At 53.4% G+C, this 2976-nt stretch carries 1 rRNA gene; it reads right to left on the bottom strand.

The window, feature by feature from the left end:
* Window positions 1-36 precede the first annotated feature (36 nt).
* Window positions 37-2968 (bottom strand): 23S ribosomal RNA (locus V7126_RS20110).
* Between the last annotated feature and the right edge of the window lie 8 nt (window positions 2969-2976).

Raw genomic sequence — 2976 nt, 5'->3', positions numbered from 1 at the left:
TTCTCTCAAAACTAGATAACGATATGACATTCATGTTTGGTTAAGTCCTCGATCGATTAGTATCTGTCAGCTCCATGTGTCGCCACACTTCCACCTCAGACCTATCAACCTGATCATCTTTCAGGGATCTTACTTCCTTAACGGAATGGGAAATCTCATCTTGAGGGGGGCTTCATGCTTAGATGCTTTCAGCACTTATCCCGTCCGCACATAGCTACCCAGCGATGCCCTTGGCAGAACAACTGGTACACCAGCGGTGCGTCCATCCCGGTCCTCTCGTACTAAGGACAGCTCCTCTCAAATTTCCTGCGCCCGCGACGGATAGGGACCGAACTGTCTCACGACGTTCTGAACCCAGCTCGCGTACCGCTTTAATGGGCGAACAGCCCAACCCTTGGGACCGACTACAGCCCCAGGATGCGATGAGCCGACATCGAGGTGCCAAACCTCCCCGTCGATGTGGACTCTTGGGGGAGATAAGCCTGTTATCCCCGGGGTAGCTTTTATCCGTTGAGCGATGGCCCTTCCATGCGGAACCACCGGATCACTAAGCCCGACTTTCGTCCCTGCTCGACTTGTAGGTCTCGCAGTCAAGCTCCCTTGTGCCTTTACACTCTGCGAATGATTTCCAACCATTCTGAGGGAACCTTTGGGCGCCTCCGTTACCTTTTAGGAGGCGACCGCCCCAGTCAAACTGCCCACCTGACACTGTCTCCCTGCCCGATAAGGGCAGCGGGTTAGAAGGTCAATACAGCCAGGGTAGTATCCCACCGATGCCTCCACCGAAGCTGGCGCTCCGGTTTCCAAGGCTCCTACCTATCCTGTACAAGCTGTACCAACATTCAATATCAGGCTGCAGTAAAGCTCCACGGGGTCTTTCCGTCCTGTCGCGGGTAACCTGCATCTTCACAGGTACTATAATTTCACCGAGTCTCTCGTTGAGACAGTGCCCAGATCGTTGCGCCTTTCGTGCGGGTCGGAACTTACCCGACAAGGAATTTCGCTACCTTAGGACCGTTATAGTTACGGCCGCCGTTTACTGGGGCTTCAATTCGCACCTTCGCATAAGCTAAGCGCTCCTCTTAACCTTCCAGCACCGGGCAGGCGTCAGCCCCTATACTTCGCCTTACGGCTTCGCAGAGACCTGTGTTTTTGCTAAACAGTCGCCTGGGCCTATTCACTGCGGCTCTCTCGGGCTTGCACCCTAACAGAGCACCCCTTCTCCCGAAGTTACGGGGTCATTTTGCCGAGTTCCTTAACGAGAGTTCTCTCGATCACCTTAGGATTCTCTCCTCGCCTACCTGTGTCGGTTTGCGGTACGGGCACCTCTCACCTCGCTAGAGGCTTTTCTTGGCAGTGTGGAATCAGGAACTTCGCTACTATATTTCACTCGCCATCACAGCTCAGCCTTTGCGGGAAACGGATTTGCCTATTTCCCAGCCTAACTGCTTGGACGCGGATATCCAATACCGCGCTTACCCTATCCTCCTGCGTCCCCCCATTGCTCAAACGGTGAGGAGGTGGTACAGGAATATCAACCTGTTATCCATCGCCTACGCCTTTCGGCCTCGGCTTAGGTCCCGACTAACCCTGAGCGGACGAGCCTTCCTCAGGAAACCTTAGGCATTCGGTGGAGGGGATTCTCACCCCTCTTTCGCTACTCATACCGGCATTCTCACTTCTAAGCGCTCCACGAGTCCTTCCGGTCTCGCTTCACAGCCCTTAGAACGCTCTCCTACCACTGTTCGCAAGAACAGTCCGCAGCTTCGGTGATACGTTTAGCCCCGGTACATTTTCGGCGCAGAGTCACTCGACCAGTGAGCTATTACGCACTCTTTAAATGGTGGCTGCTTCTAAGCCAACATCCTGGTTGTCTAAGCAACTCCACATCCTTTTCCACTTAACGTATACTTTGGGACCTTAGCTGGCGGTCTGGGCTGTTTCCCTTTCGACTACGGATCTTATCACTCGCAGTCTGACTCCCAAGGATAAGTCTTTGGCATTCGGAGTTTGACTGAATTCGGTAACCCGGTAGGGGCCCCTAGTCCAATCAGTGCTCTACCTCCAAGACTCTTACCTTGAGGCTAGCCCTAAAGCTATTTCGGAGAGAACCAGCTATCTCCAGGTTCGATTGGCATTTCACCCCTACCCACACCTCATCCCCGCACTTTTCAACGTGCGTGGGTTCGGGCCTCCATTCAGTGTTACCTGAACTTCACCCTGGACATGGGTAGATCACCTGGTTTCGGGTCTACGACCACGTACTCATGCGCCCTATTCAGACTCGCTTTCGCTGCGGCTCCGTCTTTTCAAACTTAACCTTGCACGGGATCGTAACTCGCCGGTTCATTCTACAAAAGGCACGCCATCACCCGTTAACGGGCTCTGACTACTTGTAGGCACACGGTTTCAGGATCTCTTTCACTCCCCTTCCGGGGTGCTTTTCACCTTTCCCTCACGGTACTGGTTCACTATCGGTCACTAGGGAGTATTTAGCCTTGGGAGATGGTCCTCCCGGATTCCGACGGAATTTCACGTGTTCCGCCGTACTCAGGATCCACTCAGGAGAGAACGAAGTTTTGACTACAGGGCTGTTACCTCCTATGGCGGGCCTTTCCAGACCTCTTCGTCTACCCCGTTCTTTTGTAACTCCGTATAGAGTGTCCTACAACCCCAAGAGGCAAGCCTCTTGGTTTGGGCTGTTCCCGTTTCGCTCGCCGCTACTCAGGGAATCGCATTTGCTTTCTCTTCCTCCGGGTACTTAGATGTTTCAGTTCCCCGGGTCTGCCTTCACATATCCTATGGATTCAGATATGGATACTGCTCCATTACGAGCAGTGGGTTTCCCCATTCGGAAATCTCCGGATCAAAGCTTGCTTACAGCTCCCCGAAGCATATCGGTGTTCGTCCCGTCCTTCATCGGCTCCTAGTGCCAAGGCATCCACCGTGCGCCCTTTCTAACTTAACCGTTAAAAA

It is taken from the genome of Bacillus sp. JJ675, assembly GCF_036963165.1.
In the GTDB taxonomy this organism is placed as follows: Bacteria; Bacillota; Bacilli; order Bacillales; family Bacillaceae; genus Bacillus; species Bacillus glycinifermentans.
Note: the sequence above shows the minus strand (reverse complement) of the source record. Positions and strands in the feature narration are given on the sequence as shown.